Here is a 13,998-nt window from a genome sequence, read left to right as displayed (position 1 = left end):
GAGCTGCAAACACTCCTCGCGACCTGGACCGGCGCCTGCCCCACCTGTCACCGCGACATGCCAGACCCCGCACCAACATGACCAAGCCCTACTAGGCCGTGTGTCGAAAGTAGATCTTGGACTGTGGATGATCACGGTTCATGGGTCGGGGAGATCTCACAGACGAGCAGTGGGCGGTGCTGGAACCGCTGCTGCCGAAGGGCACGAAGGCGGGTCGGCCACCTGTTTGGCCTCGGCGGCGACTGATCGACGGCATACGTTTCCGGGTCCGACCGGGGTGCCCTGGCGGGACGTGCCCGTTGAGTACGGGCCGTGGGGCCGGGTCTACGACTTGTTCCGCCGGTGGCAGCGGAACGGCGCATGGCACCAGATCCTCACCCGGCTCCAGTCCCTGGCCGACGCGCAGGGTGCGATCACCTGGGACCTGAGCGTCGACTCCACGGTCTGCCGAGCCCATCAGCATGCGGCCGGGGCCCGCAGGCAGGGCGACCTGCAGAAGGAGCCGCCGGGCGGTGTGTTCACCGAGCCTGGAGATCATGGGCTCGAACGCTCACGCGGCGGGTTCACCACCAAGCTGCACCTGGCCGTCGAGCAGGGCCAAAAGCCAATGTCGATCGTGATCACGGCAGGACAGCGCGGAGACTCTCCGCAGTTCGAACCCGTGCTGGAGAAGGTCCGCGTGCCCCGCATCGGGCCTGGCAGGCCACGCGTCCGTCCCCACCGGGTCCGCGCGGACAAGGCGTACGCCTCCCGCGGGAACCGTGCTTATCTGCGCCGCCGCGGAATCCGCTGCACCATCCCCGACAAGGCCGACCAGGCCCGCAACCGCCAGAAGCTCGGCTCCCAGGGTGGCCGACCACCGCACTTCGACCCGGCCGACTACCGCGAGCGTCATGCGGTCGAGTGCGGGATCAACCGACTCAAGAGACACCGCGCTGTCGCCACGCGATACGACAAGCTCGCCGTCCGCTACGAAGCGACCGTCCTCGTCGCGGCCGTCAACGAGTGGCTGTAATCGAAGTATTCGCTATGCGTGCCGGGCACTACGATGCGGACCATGGAGTGTTTTCCCGCCTCTCGTACACGTCACTGAGGCCCTGCTCACCGCCAATCCTGTGGCCGGGAGCGGGCCGACCGATGCCCTTGTTCCGCCCGGGTATCAAGCCCTCAGCCTGAGAGGCACACTTCCATGCTCATCCGCGCGTTCACCCAGCAGGACCTGGCACCACTCACCGAACTGACCATCGACACGTTCCGGCCGTTCTACGAGGACTCCTTCCGCCCACTGATGGGCGAGGCCGTCTTCGCCGTTCAGCACGGCAACTGGCGTAACGACTACCGCAAACAGGTCGCCGAATTCCACGCCCCCGAACGGCACACGTACGTCGCCGTCGCCGAAGCTGACGGCACCATCGTGGGCTACGTGGCATGGAGCGTCGCCCCGGTCCACAGGAAGGGTGAGATCACGATCCTCGCCGTCTCTGCCCAGCATCGACGACACCACGTGGGCCGTGCACTGTGCGAGTACGCTTTCGAAGAGATGCGGGCGCTCGGCGCCGGGGTCGTCGAGATCGGCACCGGAGGAGACCAGTTCCACGCTCCGGCCCGAGCTCTCTACGAGGCGCTCGGGTGCACACCTCTCCCACTCACTGTCTACTTCCGTCAGCTCTGATACCTCCCGGATGGGCGCCCCCGGGCGCTCATCCGGGTTCGGCAGTCGGCTACAGGCCCACTTTCGATACATGGCCTAGGGGCGGCGCAGGGCATCGCCGCGGAGGGAGGACCCATCGCCGTGAACAGCCTGCCACCCGGCGCTCCCGGATCCGCGGCGCACGACCTCGCCCTCGACGCACTGGGCAGCGGCTTCAGCACCGCGTTCCTCGTCTGCGCCATCGCCGCCGCCGTGGCGGCGGCCCTCACCGCCATCGGCATGATCGGCGTCCGCCCCTACCCCTCCCTCGCGCAGCCGGCGGCCGAGTCCTCAGCGACCGAGCGGGGCGGCGCGCCGGAACCCGCCACGACATGTCAGAGGTGCGTACGGATCAACGTGCAGAGCAAGTAGCCGCCCGCTGCTCTCATTGCCATGCGAGAGGATGGGTCTGCTTCGTCGCCACTACCACATGTGGCTAACGGAAGTCATCTCTCCGTTTCTCCGGTTCGGCTGGTTATGATCGGTCCCTCACGTCGCGTCAAAGCCGAACCGGACTTCCCCCAGTCCTGAACCCAGGACTGCGTCTGGTCTCGGCAGTCGGGCCGTCCCCCCTGGTTCCCCGCTCTCCGAGGACTGATGTCTCCCATAGAACCCGAAGGCACACGAGGGCAGCCGGCGACTCGTCGGCGGCGTACTCTGCGCCTGCGTACGCTGCTCATTTGGCTGGCAATCGTCCCCATTCTGGCGATGAGTACCCAAGTGGTCATGACCGCACAGCCGCTGGTACACCAGTCAAAGCAACTGCGCGCTGATGTGGCAGTCGGTGAGCGGACCGATGTACCCCTGACCAGGCTGATGGTCGAACTGCAGGCTGAGCGGGCGATGACCGCCACACGGTGGGCGAGCGGCTCCGTGTCCGGGAGGGAGCTGCGCGAGCGGCGCGCGGCCACGGACCGGGCCGCGGACGAGTTCCGTCGGGCGGCGGACGGAGCTCTGGCGGCGACCGGGCGGGAGGACGATCACTACGTCGCGGAGCTGAAGCGCAGCCTCGCGGATCTGGCCGCGTTCCGCGAGCGCGCGGACGCCCGCAGCGGGGACGCGGATCGGACGATCGGCTACTACTCCGACCTCGTCGACCGCATCATCCGGGTGTACCAGAACGAGTTCAGCCATGCGGAAGACGCCGAGCTCATCCAGGAGAGCGGCCTGGTCGTCACGGTGTTCACGGTGTCCGAGATGGTGGCACGCGAGACCACCATCCTTGCCATGGCCGGGCCGTCCAGGCGTCTGAGCCCTTCCGCGTTCGCCGAATTCGTCAACTCCGTCGGGTCCCAGCGGTACCAGTACGACGAGTGGGTCGCGCCGTATCTGACGGCCGAGGACAAAGCGGCCTACGACCAGGTCTTCGCCTCGGACGGCTGGAAGACGAAGGTTCGCATCGAGGACGCGGTCATCTCCGACCACCAGAACACCGCGTCCGGCATCGGGCTACCCAAGGAAGCCGACGCCTGGCAGGCCGCGTATGACGAGTTCGCGGCGCGCCTTGCCGCGCTCAACGCGAAACAGGGGCGAGCACTACTCGTGCACGCCGACGCCAAGGCCACGCAACTGGAGAACGGGGTCATCTGGCTGATCGTCGGAAACGGCGCAGCCGTCTTCGCGGTCGCGGCCGTCATCGTGCTCACCACGCGCTCCGTGCTCCGCCGCCTGCGCGGTCTTCACCAACGTACGGTGACCATCGCTGAGGACACGCTGCCGGATGTCGTTGGCCGGCTCCAGCGCGGGCAGCCCGTCGACGACGAGGCGCTGCCCGCGGTGAGCGGAGACCGGGACGAGGTCGGACGTATCAGCGACGCGTTCGCCCGGGTCGTCTCCGTATCCGTCGACGGGCATGCGCGGCTCGCGGCCGAGCGTCAGGGTTTCGGTATGTTCGCCGCGGGCATCGCCTCGCGCACCGGAAACCTGGTCAGCCGCCAGTTGACCCTCATCGACGAACTGCAGGACGCCTTCGGGCACGACGAGGAGCTTCTCGCCCGGTTGATGCGGTCCGACCAGTTGACGGTGGGTATGCGGCGGCAGATCGAGAACTTGCTCATCCTGGCGGGTGGGGACATCCCCGATCCGCACACCGAGCCCATGCGCGTCGCCGACCTGCTGCGCGAAGCCGCCGCGGAAGTGGAGGACTTCCGGCGGATCGAGCGCCAGGCCCTGGACGAGATCAGCGTGGTACCGCGGGTGATCAGCGAGATCAGCCACCTCCTGGCAGAACTCCTCGACAACGCCACCCGGTTCTCCCCGCCGCAGTCGAAGGTGGTCGTCCGTGCCGAACTGGTGACAGACGGGCTGTTGGTCGACATCGAGGACCGCGGGCCTCGGGTGACCGCCACAACCTACGAGGAGATGAACGGACGTCTGCACTCGGCCCCGCCGTATTCCGTCCTGGCGGAAAACGCTCACCGGCTCGGACTCTTCGTGGTCGGCCACATCGCCGAACAGCTCGGGGCCACAGTGACGCTGCGCCGCTCGGTATACGGGGGGACGTCGGCCGTGGTGATCCTTCCCAAGGAACTCCTTGTGCCGACCGAACCGGTCCGGGCGGGAAAGGAAGCGCCGCGCGCGGCGGCGAGGCCCGCCCCGGCACCGGGCCCGTCCGACGAACGCAAGCCCGAGCTGGTCCTGCACGCGAAGACCGTGTCGGCCGGCCGTAGGACGCCGGAGCGCTTGCCCCAGCGGCCGGTGGAGAGTAAGCCGTCGGTTCCTTCCCTGACACGGGACGGTGACGCGAAGCCTGCCCTCCCCGAGCGGGTCCCCCAGGCTCACATCGCCGAGCAGCTCCGCGCGCCACACGCACCGGAGACTGCCGTCCATCAGGATGCGGCGACACCTGAGGAAGTGGCCGACGCCTGGGCGGACTACGAACACGGGACTCAGACAGTGGAAGAAGAACTCCGACAGGATCAGCCATGACGACAACGAACGACATGATCTACAGCGTCTTGGACAACAACCTGAGCAGGATCGCCGGCATCCAGGGAGCCGTACTACTGTCCAACGACGGGATCAAGCTCAGCTCGTACGAGCTGGAACGGGACCAGGCGGAGCGCATAGCCGCAGCGTCCTCCGGCATCGCTTCCACGATGAAGGCGATATCCAGGGAGGTCGACGGCGGCCGGGTGATCCGCCAGCTGGTCGAGATGGACGACTGCTATCTCTGCATCGTCGGGTGCGGGGAGGGCAGCACGCTCATCGTGGTGACCTCCCGCAAGGCGCGGCTGGGGGAGCTGGGCGGTGAAGCCGTGCGCACCGCCCAGGCGCTCGGTGAGTGGCTGAGTACGCCTGATCGCGGCCAGGCGCAGCCGTCGTAATGGCGGACGAGCCGGGGCCGCGAGAGGGAGGCCACCGCCGGACGCGGCTGTACGCGCTGACCGATGGACGTACGGCGGCTGCGCACACCGCTTTCACCATGGACGCCACGATCACGGCGGTGGCCGTCGCGGACGGCCACGGCGGCCTGCCCAGCGAGTGGCAGGCCATCCTCGCGATGTGCTCGCCTCCGGGCGGCCTGGCGGTCGCCGAGATAGCGGCGCGCATGCACATCCGCCTCACTCCCATGACGCTTCTTCTCGGCGAACTCGCGGATCGAGGGCTGATCGAACACCGGCCACCCCTGGAAGGGGCCGAGACAACCGATGTCCACCTGCTCATGAGAATCAGGGACAACCTTGCACGGATATGACACCCCTGCCCAGGAAGCGGACCCCGTCAAGATCCTCATCGCTGGGGGATTCGGCGTCGGCAAGACGACCTTCGTCGAGACGGTCTCCGAGATCGAGCCGTTGCGCACCGAGGAGCGGCTGACGAGCGCGGGCGTCGGCGTCGATGACCTCGACGGCATCGAGTCCAAGGCGGTCACCACCGTCGCGATGGACTTCGGCCGCATCACCCTCACCGACGCACAGGTCGTGCTCTACCTGTTCGGCACACCTGGCCAGGAGCGCTTCTGGTTCATGTGGGACGACCTGCTGAACGGGGCACTCGGGGCGATTGTCCTTGTCGACACACGACGCCTCGACCGCAGTTTCCCGGCCGTCGACTTCTTCGAGAACCGGGGGCTTCCGTTCGTGGTCGCCGCGAACTGCTTCCACGGTGAACAGCCTTACACCGCCCAGGAGATCAGGGCGGCGCTGCATCTGCGTGACCCGAACACACCCATCCACTTGCTCGATGCCCGCTCCCGTGACGACGCGCGCGGTGCGCTGCTCTCGCTTCTGGACATGCTCATCGCCAAAGCCGGGGTCGCGGCGACCGGCTGACTTCGGCCTGCCACGTGGTGGCGTGGAGGTGCACGACCGCGACCGTAGACCCGGTCCAGGCCGCCGCCGCGTCGGCCGTCGAGGAATGCCGGCCGTACCAGCCATCGTCCGTGTACTCGAATTAGCCGTCGTCGAGGAACGCCTCTCGCGGCAGGGCCCGGACAGCCGGCTCCCACCGGGCGCTGCGCAGAACCTGACGCGGGCCGTTCCCCGCGTCCGGTTCTCGTACCGCTTTCAGCGCTGTGGCAGCGGGTGGGAGCAGGTCGAGCGGGCTACGAGAGCGATCGGAAACAGGGCGTTCGGCACCCCACCGCACAGCAAGGCACTTTCACCTATCCCCACGGTTCGGTCACAACTCCGTCACTACCGGAACATCCCGCTCCCCTGCTGCACACCGCGCGGCTACGGTCATGTCCTCACGAACCGCTCTTGGGGGACGACTTGAACACCCGCACTCTTGCCGCTGCCGTCACGTGTCTTGCAGCCGTAACGTTGGTCGGCTGCGACCCGGCCGCCACGGACCCGAAGCCCGCAGCGCCAGTCTCCACCGAGCCCACAACGCCTCCCGCGGCAACACCGTCCGAGGAGAAAATGAAGCCCGCCGAGTCCAAGGCGGTCCTCGACTTCGTCGGCATGGGACTCCAGTCCGCACAGGACAAGGCGCAGGCCGAAGGGTTCTACCTGCTGACGTCCCACGACAGTTCCGGCCGCGACAGACTCCAGACCCTCGACCGGAACTGGAAGGTCTGCTCCCAGAACGTCAAGGCAGGCAAGACGGTGCCGACCGACACGGAGCTGGACTTCGGCACGGTGAAGCTCGAGGAGACCTGCCCGTCCCGCGATGCCACGACCCCCGAGGCGGCGGGCGAGAAGATGCCGAACCTGGTCGGGCAATCAGTCAAGGCGGCCCGCGGCGCCCTGGACTCCGGTACGTCGATCACAACGACCGATGCGGCAGAAGGCCGCATGGTTCTGTTGGAAAGTAACTGGCAGGTGTGCACCCAGTCGCCCTCCCCCGGAGCCGCCCTCACCGGACAGCCCGTCGAGTTCACTGCGGTGAAGTACGAGGAGAGCTGCCCTTAGACGGCCCGTACGGGCAACTGCGAACAGCTCTCCGTACATCTCCTCGGTCGTGGAGTCGAGGGGCGTGAGGGGTGAGACGCCGGCGTTGACGAAGAGGGCCTCGACCGAGCCGAGGTCGCTCTTCACCCGGTCGGCGAGCGTGTCCAGGTCGGCCAGTGAGGCCACATCGGCCCGGACGGCCCCGGCATTCGTGCCGAGCCGCTCGCGTGCCGCGTCGAGCTTGGCCTGGGGCGGCCGGTTATCACCACGCGGGCTCCGTCTCGCACCAGCAGCTCCGCCACCGCGAGTCCCATGCCGCTGCTGCCACCCGTGATTGCGGCGTTCTTGTCGCTGTACTTACCCCTGCTGAATATCGCCGTTCACGGGACGCGTCAGCGGCGGGTCTCGATCTCCATGTCACCCGAGATGACCGTGCGGATGTGGTCGCCGGCGAGCAGGTCGTGCGGATTTCCGAGGCCGATGGCGCTGACCTCGTCGAGCCGGGCGAGCTGGGAGGGAGTGAGGTCGACTTGGAGGGCACCCAGGTTGTCCTCGAGCTGCGCGACCGTACGAGCGCCGATGATCGGTGCCGCCACGCCCGGGGCGTTCAGGATCCAGGCCAGTGCGACCTGGGCGGGTGTGTGGCCCAGCTCCGTGGCCACTTCCTTCACCACATCGGCGATGGCGAGGGTGCGTTCGGTGACCATGCCCAGGGCGGCGTTGAGGCTCCTGCGGCTGCCGGCCGTCTCGCCGGCGACGGGGCCCGCCGGGTTCAGGTCGTCCCGGCCGTACTTGCCGGTGAGCAGCCCGCCGCCCAACGGGGAGAAAGGGACCACGCCCAGTCCCATCTCGCGTGCCATGGGGATGAGGTCGCGCTCCCCGGTACGCTCGATCAGGCTGTACTCGATCTCCAGCGCGACCAGCGGTGACCAGCCGCGCAGGTCGGCGATCGTCTGCATGCGCGACACCTGCCAGGCCGGTGCGCTGGAGACCGCCACGTACAGGACCTTGCCCTGCCGCACCAGGTCGTCCAGGCCGCGCAGGATCTCCTCCACCGGCGTCCTGAAGTCCCAGACGTTCAGATAGAGCAGATCGATGTAGTCCGTGCCGAGCTGCCGCAGACTGGCTTCCACCGACGCCAGCATGCTCTTGCGGTGCGTGCCACCGGAATTGGGGTCACCGGGCCGGCGCAGTGTCGAGTACTTCGTCGCCAGCACCAGGCGCTCGCGATCGGCGCGGGCGAACTCGCCCAGCATGCGCTCGGAACTGCCGTTGGTGTAGGTGCTGGCGGTGTCGAAGAAGTTGCCGCCCAGTTCGGTGTAGCGGTCGAACAGCTTGCGCGCCTCCTCGCGCTCGGCGCCCCAGCCCCACTCGGTGCCGAAGGTCGCCGCGCCCAGGGCCAGCGGTGAGACCCGCAGCCCGGAACGGCCAAGCAGCCGGTAGGTGTCGAGAGTGAGTGGCATCGTGTACTCCTGTTGATGTGGGTCGTGGTGTTCGAGAGCGTGGACCGGTGGCCGGCCCGCCCGGCCTTCAGACGCCGAGTCCGTATCCGCCGGCCACGGTGACGTCCTGCCCGGTGACGTAACTGGCGGCGTCCGAGGCGAGGAAGGCGACGACTTCACCCCGCTGTTCGACAGGCTGGGAGTTCCACGCAGCGGCCGGGACGCCATGCGCACGAAGATCCCGTTCGATCGCTTCGGATCCAGCCAGGAGATCGCGGCTCGGTCGCCCCAGGGCTCACGGCATTGACACGGATCCCGCATGGAGCCAGTTCGAGCGCCAGCGAGGGCAGCATCGCCAGCAGGGCTCCCCGCGTCGCCGCCACAACTCCTCCGTCACGTCGGCGACCGGCGCGGGGCGGAAGATCCCGGCGTGGACGAACAGCAGGTCGAGAGACCTGAAACGTTCGGACACCGTTGTCAGGAGAGCGTCGGTGTGGGCCAGTACGCGTGCGTCCGCCACGGCGACCTGGTATCCGCCGGCGTGCGACAGGTCGGCGGCCGCTCTGCCGATTCCGGTCGTGCCACCGGTGACGAGTGCTGTGGGCAAGTCGGGCCTTTCGTCGAGGAGGGAGGCTGGAGTCGACACTAAGCGGAGAGGTCCCCGCTTGCGTCACCGTACACTAACCGGAGACATCCCCGATTCGTCTGTGCACCCCGACCCGACTCTCCCGATCGCGAAGGCCATGACATCTCCACGAAGGACCCTGCGAGCTGATGCCCAACGCAACCGCGAACATCTGATCGCCACGGCCGCTGAGGCTTTCGCCTCCGGGCGGACGGTCTCGCTGGACGCGATCGCCAAACGGGCGGGCGTGGGGAGCGGCACCCTTTACCGGCACTTCCCCACCCGCGAGGACCTGGTCGAGGAGATCTATCGCGACCAGATCCGCCCGCTGCGCGACGACGCGCAGGCCCTCCTCGCCACCGAGCAGCCCGCGCAGGCCCTCCACACCTGGATGTGCGACTTCGCCGAGTGGGCGGGCGAACGGCGCGGCATCTGCGAAGCCCTGGTCGCCATGAGCGCTTCCGGCCGCTTCGGCACCGGACCGGTCTGCGACGAGGTGCAGCGCATCCTGGGGATGCTGCTCACGGCCGGCTCCGAGGCAGGGGAACTACGCGACGGCATCGATGCGGCCGACGTCGGAGGCGTCCTCGCCGGCCTGCTTTCGGTGGCCGGGGCACCCGAGCAGCGTGCCCAACTCGACCGCATGCTCACCATCGTCGTCGACGGGCTGAGGGCGCACGGCTGACAGGCCGCGCCCTTCCGGTCCGACGGCTCGTCACGTCACGCGGTCAGCGGCCACGCGGAAGCGCTCACCCGCGCCGGCGGAAGATATCCCTGGCCCGGGTCTCGCACCGGCCGACGCCCCGGCGGACAGTTCGGCCGCCGAGGCGAGGGCCCGGTGGCGGCAACTCCGCTCAGGGAGGCGGAGAGCTCATCCCGTGCGGCGGCGCCATGAGCGCGAAGTGGACGGCGTCGTCCCTGCCCGCGGGATCCACCGAGGGGAGGACGTGCTCCGCAGCCATCCTCGGCAGCATCAGCTGCCAGAACATGGTGACCGTGGAGCGGGACAGCCACATCTCGTTGGTCCTGCCGAGGACTTCGAGCCCGACACTGGCCGCCACCACCATCGAGGAGAAGCAGTCCGGCGGAAACTCCGACCGCAGGTTTCCCTCACCCACCGCCCGCGTCAGCAGACGCTGCACGTAGTGCTGCCATTCCTCGCGCAGTTCGACGGCGGAGGTCCGGTCCGTGTCGCCGTTGAGCCGGACTCCCGCGCGGATGACCACGTTCTCACGGATCAGCACAGCGAAGACGTGCGAGATGTCCGTGAGCGTCTGGAGCGCGCCGCCCTCCTTGCGGTGCACTCGCCGCGCGGCTCGGCGCAGGCACTGACAGGCGGCCCACTCCACCGCGTCGGCCAGAGCCGACTTGTTCTTGAAGTGGAAGTGCAGAGCACCAGGGCTCACTCCCGCTCCCGCGCTGATCCCGCTCAGACCGGCCTGGACGTAACCGTGCCGGTCGAACAGGTCGGCCGCAGAGTGGATCAGGGCATTCCGGGTGCGCTCGGACCTTTCCTGTTTGGTCATTCGGGGCTCCCGACCCTCGCTGTGGCTGCGGCGAGGCGTTCCGCGTCGGGGCGGGGCGAGGTGTTCAGTCCCCGTGAAAGGGCTCGAGACGGCTCCATCCCCGTATCAAACCAGGATGCCGGTTTTCTTTCCAGTCAAAGCTTGTCACTAAAGCCCCATCAATGCCTCCTGCGGCTGAAACCCTCCTGCTTCGTGGGTGTTTTCTGTAGCAATGTCACCTCAGGGGCAGTATCGCGAAAACGTGGCCGGAGGTCGCCGTACACTAATGAGCTTTGACAAACAGGCTTGCCGGTTTGTAAGTTGCTGAGCATCGGTCTACTCGTGAGTGCGCATCCTTCAAACGTGCAGGGGAGCATCAGATGAAGCGGCAGGCCACGGACCTTCTGGAACCTCATATACCGCGCGACTTCTCCACCGACCAGCATCCGATCCAGCGACTGCACGACGTACGGCCCTCGTCGCTGGGCACCGCACGGAACGACGCCCTGAAAGTCCTGGTCGTCGAGAGCGACGCCTCCTCCGCCGACTCCCTCATCCAGGGGCTGCGCCGTCACGGCCACTCGGCCGGCAGCGTCGGCACCGGAGCCGAGGCCCTGCGTGCCTACCGAAGTGCCGACCTGCTGCTCCTCGACCTCGATCTGCCCGACCTGGACGGTCTGGAGGTCTGCCGCAGTATCCGCGGCGCCGGGGCGACGCCACTCATCGCCGTCACCGCCCGCGACAGCGAGCTCGACAGGGTACTGGGGCTGCAGGCAGGGGCGGACGACTACCTGGTCAAGCCTTACGGGTTCCGCGAACTCATGGCCCGTATCGAAGCGGTGATGCGCCGGGTCCGGCCGCAACAACCACTCCAGAACGTGATCATCCACGGCCAGCTCCGTATCGACGCGGGCACCCGGGAGGCCGCTGTACAGGGCCGGCCGGTGGAGCTGACGCGCAAGGAGTTCGGTCTGCTCCACCTGTTGGCCTCGCATCCGGGCACCGTGGTCTCACGTAGACAGCTGATGACCCTGGTGTGGGACGATTCCTGGTCGCGCCCTGGGCGGACCATCGACACCCACGTCAGCAGCCTGCGGAACAAGCTCGGCTCCAATGACTGGATCATCACGGTCCGAGGAGTCGGATTCCGGCTGGGCCAGCCGTAACCGGCCTCTTTTCAGCCCACGCGCGGCCCGAATTCGACGTATTGAAAGGCTTGACCGGAACGACGCGCCGAATCTCAATTCTTTGAACAGAGCGCTCACCCCCTCCTCCTTTCCCGTCCTGCTTTTCGCGGTCCCTCGAGAGGGCGCCCGGGCCCGGCATCCCTTTTCACCTCCGCCCTCCGCCGCACTGCCGGGCAGAGCGCGCGGGTGGCAGGTCAGCACAACATGCAGGTGCGCCCGAGGCCGAGGCCGGCACCGTAGGCCGCCCGCCGAACGTGAGGTCTTCGAAGGACCTCCATCCACCGCGAACACGCGCCAGGAGGCGGAACCATCCCATGCCCGCGCGGCCGACGGAATCACCCGTCGGCCGCGCGGGCATCTCGGATTCCGGCTCCGCGCGCGCACCCGCCGCGCCCCGGATCTCCCCTGAACGGCTCGGCCACTCCCCCGACCAAGGGCTGTCGCGGATTCTTCGGCGGCTGATTTTACGTTCTTCTGACCTTTCTCTCACCTGCCCGTTCAACAGGTGCCTGCACATGACCAAACGTCACAGTTCCCTGCATCGGACTCCCTTGAATTCCGTCCTGCCTCAGAAGAGGCTGATCACCGGTCTTCGCCGCTGTTCCAGGGCCGGGACGTTCACAGGCACAACCACAGGTACGCCGATGATCCGACCCTTGTGAAGGAAACCGTGAGATGGCCGAGGAGAGGCATATGGACGCTGCAGTGGTTGTCGTGGGCGCGGGGCCGGCCGGTTTGATGCTGGCCGGTGAACTGCGGCTCGCGGGAGTCGAGGTCATCGTCCTCGAGCGCCTGGCGGAGCGCAGCGGTGAGTCCCGCGGACTAGGCTTCACCGCCCGCACGATGGAGGTCTTCGACCAGCGCGGGATCCTTCCCCGCTTCGGTGAGATCGAGACCAGCAACCAAGGCCATTTCGGTGGGCTGCCCATCGACTTCGCCGTCCTGGAGGGCGCGTGGCAGGCTGCCAAGAGCGTCCCGCAGTCCGTCACCGAGACACACCTGGAGGCGTGGGCCGCCGGGCTGGGGGCCGACATCCGCCGAGGTCACGAGGTCGTGACCCTGACGGACGACGGCGACGGGGTCGACATCGAGGTCCGAGGCCCGGGTGGCGTCGAGAAACTGCGCACCGGCTACCTGGTGGGGTGCGACGGCGGACGCAGCACCATCCGCAAGGCCGCCGGCTTCGACTTCCCGGGGACCGCCGCGACCATGGAGATGTATCTGGCCGACCTGAAGGGGATCGACCTCGCACCGCGCATGATCGGCGAGACGCTGCCCGGCGGCATGGTGATGGTCGGCCCGCTGCCCGGTGGCGTCACCCGCATCATCGTGTGCGAGCGCGGTACACCGCCCCGCCACCGCGAGGCCCCGCCGGCGTTCGAGGAGGTCGCCGCCGCCTGGCAGCGGCTGACCGGTGAGAGCATCGCCCACGCGGAACCGGTCTGGGTCAGTGCCTTCGGTGACGCCACCCGGCAGGTCACCGAGTACCGCCGCGGCCGCGTCGTCCTGGCCGGCGACGCGGCCCACATCCACCTGCCCGCCGGCGGGCAGGGGATGAACACGAGCATCCAGGACGCGGTGAACCTCGGCTGGAAGATCGCCGCGGTGGTCAAGGGCCGGGCGCCGATCGACCTGCTGGACACCTACCACAGCGAGCGGCACGCCGTCGGGAAACGGTTGCTGATGAACACCCGCGCCCAAGGCCTGCTGTTCCTCAGCGGACCCGAAGTACAGCCACTGCGCGATGTGCTGACCGAGCTCATCGGGTACGAGGAGGTCAGTCGGCACCTCGCGGCGATGGTCAGCGGACTGGAGATCACCTACGAGGTCGGCACGGGCACGCATCCGCTGCTCGGCAAGCGGATGCCACACCTCGAGCTCGTCGGCGAACACCGCAAGACCAGCAGCACGGAGCTGCTGCATCCCGCTCGCGGTGTGCTGCTCGACCTCCAGGACAACCCGCGTCTGCGGGCCCGCGCCGCAGCTTGGGCCGACCGCGTGGACATCGTCACCGCGGAACCGCACGCCCCGTCGAACGCCGACGGCCTCGCGACGACGTCGGCGGTCCTGATCCGCCCCGACGGGTACGTCGCGTGGGCGGCACCCGGATCCCACCATGACCTGCCCATGGCCCTGGAGCGCTGGTTCGGGCGCCCCTATGCCCTCTGACCAGGGCTGACGACGGCTTCGGCGGTGGCGTCCCGACCCGCCAC

At 68.1% G+C, this 13,998-nt stretch carries 16 protein-coding genes and 2 pseudogenes; 12 read left to right on the top strand and 6 right to left on the bottom strand.

Annotated elements, in window-relative coordinates:
* Positions 1-140: 140 nt before the first annotated feature.
* From ACFYSH_RS18595 to ACFYSH_RS18555, 9 genes and pseudogenes are all read left to right on the top strand, one after another.
* A pseudogene (locus ACFYSH_RS18595) lies at positions 141-313 on the top strand (transposase); the annotation flags it as partial.
* Between the two features lie 18 nt (positions 314-331).
* A complete protein-coding gene (locus tag ACFYSH_RS18590) occupies positions 332-1,015 on the top strand; it encodes an IS5 family transposase (RefSeq protein WP_388753677.1) in 684 nt (227 codons plus the stop codon).
* A gap of 174 nt (positions 1,016-1,189) precedes the next feature.
* Positions 1,190-1,672 carry a GNAT family N-acetyltransferase gene (locus tag ACFYSH_RS18585; RefSeq protein WP_359478889.1) on the top strand — a complete coding sequence of 161 codons (483 nt, stop codon included), beginning with the start codon at positions 1,190-1,192 and terminating at the stop codon, positions 1,670-1,672.
* 120 nt (positions 1,673-1,792) lie between these two features.
* Positions 1,793-2,062, top strand: a complete 270-nt coding sequence (locus ACFYSH_RS18580; RefSeq protein ID WP_359478886.1) for a hypothetical protein — start codon at positions 1,793-1,795, stop codon at positions 2,060-2,062.
* Positions 2,063-2,416: 354 nt separating this feature from the next.
* Positions 2,417-4,618 carry a nitrate- and nitrite sensing domain-containing protein gene (locus ACFYSH_RS18575; protein WP_388753659.1) on the top strand — a complete coding sequence of 734 codons (2,202 nt, stop codon included), beginning with the start codon at positions 2,417-2,419 and terminating at the stop codon, positions 4,616-4,618.
* Positions 4,615-5,016, top strand: coding sequence for a roadblock/LC7 domain-containing protein (locus tag ACFYSH_RS18570; RefSeq protein ID WP_030826382.1), 402 nt, complete (start codon positions 4,615-4,617; stop codon positions 5,014-5,016). Before ACFYSH_RS18575 ends, ACFYSH_RS18570 begins: the two co-directional genes overlap by 4 nt.
* Positions 5,016-5,387, top strand: a complete 372-nt coding sequence (locus ACFYSH_RS18565; protein ID WP_359478879.1) for a DUF742 domain-containing protein — start codon at positions 5,016-5,018, stop codon at positions 5,385-5,387. The genes ACFYSH_RS18570 and ACFYSH_RS18565 overlap by 1 nt, the downstream gene beginning before the upstream one ends.
* Complete coding sequence (locus ACFYSH_RS18560; protein WP_359478876.1) at positions 5,374-5,964, top strand: ATP/GTP-binding protein; 591 nt, start codon at positions 5,374-5,376, stop codon at positions 5,962-5,964. The genes ACFYSH_RS18565 and ACFYSH_RS18560 overlap by 14 nt, the downstream gene beginning before the upstream one ends.
* 429 nt (positions 5,965-6,393) lie before the next feature.
* Positions 6,394-7,047, top strand: a complete 654-nt coding sequence (locus ACFYSH_RS18555; protein WP_388753654.1) for a hypothetical protein — start codon at positions 6,394-6,396, stop codon at positions 7,045-7,047.
* 15 nt (positions 7,048-7,062) lie between these two features.
* Here the strand turns inward: ACFYSH_RS18555 and ACFYSH_RS18550 are convergent.
* The 5 genes and pseudogenes from ACFYSH_RS18550 to ACFYSH_RS18530 form a co-directional block, all read right to left on the bottom strand.
* Positions 7,063-7,340, bottom strand: a pseudogene (locus ACFYSH_RS18550) (SDR family NAD(P)-dependent oxidoreductase); the annotation flags it as partial.
* A 78-nt stretch (positions 7,341-7,418) separates the two neighbouring features.
* A complete protein-coding gene (locus tag ACFYSH_RS18545) occupies positions 7,419-8,489 on the bottom strand; it encodes an aldo/keto reductase (RefSeq protein WP_388753651.1) in 1,071 nt (356 codons plus the stop codon).
* 67 nt (positions 8,490-8,556) lie between these two features.
* Positions 8,557-8,718 carry an SDR family oxidoreductase gene (locus ACFYSH_RS18540; RefSeq protein WP_388753675.1) on the bottom strand — a complete coding sequence of 54 codons (162 nt, stop codon included), beginning with the start codon at positions 8,716-8,718 and terminating at the stop codon, positions 8,557-8,559.
* Positions 8,645-8,821: a hypothetical protein gene (locus ACFYSH_RS18535; protein WP_388753648.1), complete on the bottom strand. Its 177-nt coding sequence runs from the start codon at positions 8,819-8,821 to the stop codon at positions 8,645-8,647. Before ACFYSH_RS18535 ends, ACFYSH_RS18540 begins: the two co-directional genes overlap by 74 nt.
* Positions 8,764-9,075 (bottom strand): hypothetical protein, encoded by a 312-nt coding sequence (locus ACFYSH_RS18530; RefSeq protein ID WP_388753680.1) that lies wholly within the window; start codon positions 9,073-9,075, stop codon positions 8,764-8,766. The genes ACFYSH_RS18535 and ACFYSH_RS18530 overlap by 58 nt, the downstream gene beginning before the upstream one ends.
* A 136-nt stretch (positions 9,076-9,211) precedes the next feature.
* On the opposite strand from ACFYSH_RS18530, the gene ACFYSH_RS18525 reads away from it, so the two are divergent.
* Positions 9,212-9,778 carry a TetR/AcrR family transcriptional regulator gene (locus ACFYSH_RS18525; RefSeq protein ID WP_388753645.1) on the top strand — a complete coding sequence of 189 codons (567 nt, stop codon included), beginning with the start codon at positions 9,212-9,214 and terminating at the stop codon, positions 9,776-9,778.
* Positions 9,779-9,947: 169 nt separating this feature from the next.
* On the opposite strand, the gene ACFYSH_RS18520 is transcribed toward ACFYSH_RS18525, so the two are convergent.
* Positions 9,948-10,619 carry a ScbR family autoregulator-binding transcription factor gene (locus ACFYSH_RS18520; RefSeq protein ID WP_359478864.1) on the bottom strand — a complete coding sequence of 224 codons (672 nt, stop codon included), beginning with the start codon at positions 10,617-10,619 and terminating at the stop codon, positions 9,948-9,950.
* Positions 10,620-10,978: 359 nt separating this feature from the next.
* Between ACFYSH_RS18520 and ACFYSH_RS18515 the strand changes: the two genes are divergently transcribed.
* Both ACFYSH_RS18515 and ACFYSH_RS18510 read left to right on the top strand, forming a co-directional pair.
* A complete protein-coding gene (locus ACFYSH_RS18515; RefSeq protein WP_359478861.1) occupies positions 10,979-11,764 on the top strand; it encodes a response regulator transcription factor in 786 nt (261 codons plus the stop codon).
* Positions 11,765-12,478: 714 nt separating this feature from the next.
* Entirely contained in the window at positions 12,479-13,954 is a 1,476-nt protein-coding gene (locus ACFYSH_RS18510; protein ID WP_359478858.1) for an FAD-dependent monooxygenase, read from the top strand.
* Positions 13,955-13,998: the final 44 nt, after the last annotated feature.

It is taken from the genome of Streptomyces sp. NPDC005791, assembly GCF_042871485.1.
In the GTDB taxonomy this organism is placed as follows: domain Bacteria; phylum Actinomycetota; class Actinomycetes; order Streptomycetales; family Streptomycetaceae; genus Streptomyces.
The sequence above is the reverse complement of the archived record's forward strand: the minus strand, read 5'-3'. Positions and strand labels throughout refer to the sequence as shown.

Bases quoted from the DNA above. Each gene is read 5' to 3' on its own strand.
- ACFYSH_RS18585 (WP_359478889.1), top strand. From the start codon at position 1,190: ATGCTCATCCGCGCGTTCACCCAGCAGGACCTGGCACCACTCACCGAA.
- ACFYSH_RS18575 (WP_388753659.1), top strand. From the start codon at position 2,417: ATGACCGCACAGCCGCTGGTACACCAGTCAAAGCAACTGCGCGCTGAT.
- ACFYSH_RS18570 (WP_030826382.1), top strand. From the start codon at position 4,615: ATGACGACAACGAACGACATGATCTACAGCGTCTTGGACAACAACCTG.
- ACFYSH_RS18565 (WP_359478879.1), top strand. From the start codon at position 5,016: ATGGCGGACGAGCCGGGGCCGCGAGAGGGAGGCCACCGCCGGACGCGG.
- ACFYSH_RS18545 (WP_388753651.1), bottom strand. From the start codon at position 8,489: ATGCCACTCACTCTCGACACCTACCGGCTGCTTGGCCGTTCCGGGCTG.
- ACFYSH_RS18535 (WP_388753648.1), bottom strand. From the start codon at position 8,821: ATGCTGCCCTCGCTGGCGCTCGAACTGGCTCCATGCGGGATCCGTGTC.
- ACFYSH_RS18525 (WP_388753645.1), top strand. From the start codon at position 9,212: ATGACATCTCCACGAAGGACCCTGCGAGCTGATGCCCAACGCAACCGC.
- ACFYSH_RS18520 (WP_359478864.1), bottom strand. From the start codon at position 10,619: ATGACCAAACAGGAAAGGTCCGAGCGCACCCGGAATGCCCTGATCCAC.
- ACFYSH_RS18515 (WP_359478861.1), top strand. From the start codon at position 10,979: ATGAAGCGGCAGGCCACGGACCTTCTGGAACCTCATATACCGCGCGAC.
- ACFYSH_RS18510 (WP_359478858.1), top strand. From the start codon at position 12,479: ATGGACGCTGCAGTGGTTGTCGTGGGCGCGGGGCCGGCCGGTTTGATG.